Source organism: Armatimonas sp. (assembly GCF_043760365.1).
Taxonomy (GTDB): Bacteria; Armatimonadota; Armatimonadia; order Armatimonadales; family Armatimonadaceae; genus Armatimonas.
Map to the genome: position 1 here is coordinate 1 of NZ_JAYUPA010000670.1, position 3,890 is coordinate 3,890.

Annotated in this window: 4 protein-coding genes; all 4 read left to right on the forward strand. The window is 50.6% G+C overall.

The features are described 5' to 3' along the window. The first annotated feature begins 135 nt into the window (after positions 1–135). Complete coding sequence (locus ACH2EH_RS15555; RefSeq protein WP_395142957.1) at positions 136–594, forward strand: hypothetical protein; 459 nt, start codon at positions 136–138, stop codon at positions 592–594. After that, a complete protein-coding gene (locus tag ACH2EH_RS15560) occupies positions 591–1,148 on the forward strand; it encodes a hypothetical protein (protein WP_395142959.1) in 558 nt (185 codons plus the stop codon). Before ACH2EH_RS15555 ends, ACH2EH_RS15560 begins: the two co-directional genes overlap by 4 nt. Then, positions 1,145–1,564, forward strand: coding sequence for a hypothetical protein (locus tag ACH2EH_RS15565; protein ID WP_395142961.1), 420 nt, complete (start codon positions 1,145–1,147; stop codon positions 1,562–1,564). The genes ACH2EH_RS15560 and ACH2EH_RS15565 overlap by 4 nt, the downstream gene beginning before the upstream one ends. A gap of 390 nt (positions 1,565–1,954) precedes the next feature. Then, positions 1,955–3,721 carry a recombinase family protein gene (locus tag ACH2EH_RS15570; RefSeq protein ID WP_395142963.1) on the forward strand — a complete coding sequence of 589 codons (1,767 nt, stop codon included), beginning with the start codon at positions 1,955–1,957 and terminating at the stop codon, positions 3,719–3,721. Positions 3,722–3,890 lie beyond the last annotated feature (169 nt).

Genomic DNA, 3,890 nt, shown 5'->3' on the forward strand with positions numbered 1-3,890 from the left:
ACAGGAAGCCGAGCAGGTGCTCGTCATGAAGATTCCCCCAAAGTCCCAGCCTCCGAAGCTGGCAGCGATGGACACACAGAAAGGCCCACAAGGCAAGAAAGGACGGCGAAAGCCATGAAATCAGTGGCACTAGCCATGAAAGGTATACCGGCTCTTTCGGGAGCCAGCGACCGCGAGGCGATTATCGCCTCCAAGACAGAGGAGTACGGAACCTTTGGTGACGTGATCCTACGAGAAGAACTCTTCGGCCACACGTACCTTTGGAACGTCGGCCATGCTGCACACATCGTCACGACTAGCACCCGGCCACAAAGCCCGCTGGTTCTGGCCGAGTACGACATTACTGAGGAGCTTTGCAGACAGTGGCGACCGGATATGGTTGAGGAGCGGGCCATGCGCCTTGACCTCACCGTACCCCACATCGTCGCTGCCCTAGAAGATCGCACCGTGATTCTGTGTTGCTGGATGCGACTTTTCAAAGCCGTGAGAATGGGAGTCACCGAGCTTCCCGCTTACTGGCTAAACGCCGAGGACGCGGAAGGTTGCCTGGTCTACCACTTGGCACCCGAGATACAAGAAGGAGAAGACTCATGAAAAAGAGCTTAGATCAGCGCTTCGAGTTGGAAGACAGCAAGCAGCGCAAGGCGGATTGTCGGGTGCGGGTCTTCGTGCCTGTCTCTGAAGGAGAAATGAAAGAAGCAGTGGTGCTGGTGAGCTGGTCTCCCTCAGAGCCAGGATTCGCCACCGGCCCTTGGCTGGAAAGCATCGTCAACGGGTTCCGCCAAGGACTCGGCGAGGTGCAATGCGAGCTGGAGTTTCTGCTCATCGAGCACTACACCGCAAGGCATTATCAGATGGGCAATATCCGGATGAACTTCGACGAGGAGCTGGGGTTGGTTCTCTTCAAGGAGACCATCCCCAACTGCAACAGCCCCGCCACGAGCCTACGGACGGGACGACGCAAACCTAAGGCGGCAGATAATGCCCCTGCGGTTCGCCAGCGTCGCCTGCTCCACTGGACTCCCCTCTGTCGTGAGGCAGTGGAGGATGTCGTCGGCGAAGGGCTGGATACTCCAACTCCAATCGCCACGATGACAGCCGCGACAGAAGCGATCTACTCCGTACAAGAAAGGTTGGTAGTCGCTTGAAAGAAACCGAACCTGCCGAGATTGTTTACGATGGCCCTTGGCACTACAAGGGGTATCACGGCGTAAAGTCGGTCTGCTACCTGCGGCTCTACCAGCCAAAGGAACCTAGACCAGTCATCGCCATTTTCACCGAACTTGACCAAAATCCCGGAACGTCGGTGACGAATCGAATCGAGGTGCTGACAACTCTGTCCTGGGAGTTCCTGCAAAAACCTGCCGCACCGCCAATTGTGATCGAGCACTACCCCGACCGGGGAGTGCACAACACACATACCGGGCGTTGGCAGTTTCCTGAGAGCTTCGACATCGTCGAGTTCGACAGAAAGCCAGACGGCAGTTTCTTCAAACCTCGGTGGCGGCGCTTAGGACGCGTCACTGCCGAGGAGTTGATAGGGCAGCCGTTCCCGAAAATGTAACTTCCGTAAATACGCATCTCCGTATCTCCGCAAATGCGGAGATACGGAACACGCCATCTAGTAAATAAAAACTTATAGCCTGCACTATGGCACGCGCCGACGTGCAGGCTCTTTTTAATCATTTCTTATCTATGCCTTACTTCACTATTACTCTATGCTTCCCCCTGAACTGATAGACGACTTTATTATCATCGTTCAAGAAGAATGGCACCGATCACTTACTAAAGAAGAAGCGACCGCACTCGCCGAATGGCTTGTCGAAGTGTATCAAGCACTGTTAGGGGCTTAAATAATTTGCTATGTTCCCACTGCTATCCCATCCTTAAACGTCATAACTTTTTCTGCCTATTAAGGGCGGTTCTGCCAGAAAACGTACGAAAGTCGTTGGATGTGATAGCACAGAACCGCCCTTTTTTGGTGTTTAATTATTATTTAATTTTCTATTTTATGATTCAAAAAGCCGCAATTATTTGTCGTGTCAGTTCAAAAGAGCAAGAAGATGGCTATAGTTTAGATGCGCAAGAGGATCTATTGCGCGATTTTAGCGCTAAACGAGGCTTTGAAGTGCCTCTCATGCTCCGACTTTCAGAGACAGCTTCAAAGCATCTACGCCGAAAGAAGTTTAAGGCGTTCATGGATGAAGTCAATAAAACCAAGATTCAACATATTGTTGTAGAAAAAGTAGATCGGCTGACTCGTTCTGGACTGAAAGATGGAGTGATGATTGATGATTGGCTTGAAGCGGACGCCAATCGGCACTTACACTGTGTAAAGGATGGCATTGACCTGCATAAGTTCTCTCGATCTGGTGACAAACTCAATTGGGGGATGCGCGTTGTTCTCGCCAAGAACTACACCGATAACCTCCGTGAGGAGGTTCGCAAGTCAACTGACACCATGCTTCGTCAAGGCATCTGGCCCAATAAGACTCCTATTGGCTACATTCGTAACAAGGCTAACGCTCGAAGTCCTATCCAGCCCGATCCTGTACGAGTACCGTTGATCATGCAAATGTTCTCCCTGTACGACACGGGAGAATGGTCTGTTCACCGGCTATCGGATCATCTCTACAAAGAAGGTCTCAGAACCAAAATGGATCGCCAGATCCACTCAAGCCATATTCATCTCATGCTGAAAGATCCGTTCTACGTTGGCAAAATGCTGTTTGAGGGCAAGATATGGGAAGGAGTTCATCCCCCGATTGTTTCTCACGAGCTGTTTGATCGGGTACAGCGCAGAATCAACCGCCCCAATATGGGGGTAGGAGCAACTCTGAAACAGCATCACGACCATCTCTACCGTGGTCTTGTCTACTGCTCGGGTTGTGGGAAACGACTGACATGGGAGATTCAAAAAGGACACACCTATGGGTACTGTCGGCAGAAAAAAATCTGCACTGAACGAGCCTCAATCCGCGAGGATACTCTCGACTCAGAGCTTCTTCCCTACCTTGTTGCTTTCAAGCTCACCATGCCCAAGACATCCGAGTGGCTACGCCTAGCCCTGAAGGCAGCACACCAGGATGAGCAATCTCGTCACGAGGAGAGTCGGGAAGAGCTAGAACGCCTTCTCACCAAAGCCGAACAGCGACTCAGCCGCCTGCTGGATATGAGAATCGATGACTCTGTCACGGAGCAAGACTTTGAGCGCAAAAAACAAGAGATTTCCCACGACAAAGACCTCATTATCGAGCGTCTCGGCACTGTCTCTGAGAGGCAGATGAGCTTTATGGATGATGTATCAACCTTAATTAGCCTGACGCAAAATTGTTCATCACAGTTTATTCAGGCACCCACAGACAGAAAACGCACCATTCTACGCCATACATTTTCCAGCATAAGTATTTCCCCCGCTGGAGCCAGCGTCGAGTATACAGAATTGTTCCGTAATCTGTTGGATGTCGTTCAAGAGTTAAAAAGTTCGAAAACTATGTTTTCAAGCAAAAATGAATTATCCGTTTTCGAACCAGAAGAAATAGGCTCTGATAAGGGAAAAAGGGATGATCTATATCTAGATCATCCCTTTTGGCTGGGAATCATGGACGAGTTTCGAACTTATACCCATGAATCAGCCAGTTGGAAATCTCTAGTTGGAAAAGTTCTCTGCACTTCCCAGGTGGATATAGATGCAATCCTCAGTGGGCTTCGTGCGTTGTAAGTATGCATCCATCCGCTCTGGGATGCAACGAGCATTACGTCAGAAGGGTGCGACTTTAAAATCTTCAAGCTGCACTCAATGGCTCGCTGGGTCTAGCGGGTTCCAGTAGTGCCATCAGATCGGCACGCTGGATCAGGACTTTGCGACGCCCCGCAATCCGAAAAGCCTT

Bases quoted from the DNA above. Each gene is read 5' to 3' on its own strand.
- ACH2EH_RS15555 (WP_395142957.1), top strand. From the start codon at position 136: ATGAAAGGTATACCGGCTCTTTCGGGAGCCAGCGACCGCGAGGCGATT.
- ACH2EH_RS15560 (WP_395142959.1), top strand. From the start codon at position 591: ATGAAAAAGAGCTTAGATCAGCGCTTCGAGTTGGAAGACAGCAAGCAG.